The sequence below is a fragment of the Pantoea sp. GbtcB22 genome, assembly GCF_019091025.1.
Lineage (GTDB): Bacteria > Pseudomonadota > Gammaproteobacteria > Enterobacterales > Enterobacteriaceae > Pantoea > Pantoea leporis.
The window spans coordinates 1-240 of sequence record NZ_JAGXKB010000732.1 but is presented as its reverse complement, the minus strand read 5'-3'; the positions used below and the strand labels follow the sequence as shown (position 1 = coordinate 240).

At 59.2% G+C, this 240-nt stretch carries 1 protein-coding gene; it reads right to left on the bottom strand.

Annotated elements, in window-relative coordinates; translation table 11 throughout:
* The coding region (locus KVT28_RS26520) for a family 10 glycosylhydrolase (RefSeq protein WP_217551284.1) at positions 1 to 240 on the bottom strand (240 nt) is incomplete at both ends.

The following is a 240-nucleotide window of genomic DNA, read 5'->3' as shown; positions in this document are numbered from 1 at the left end:
GCGTTTCAGTATAGAAATAGTCATCGAACTGCACGCCGGCGATCGGATAGTGCGACACCACTTCCGCAACGATGCTGGTGATCCAGTCGCGCGGGGCGGGGATGCCGGGATCGAGCACGAAGCGGTCGCTGGCGGTGCGGATCCAGACGCGATGCAGCACAAATACGCTGGCCGGTTGCAGCGCAAGCGTATTATTCAGCGCGTTAACCGTGGAAGGTTTGACTTTGGTCGAGACGCGAT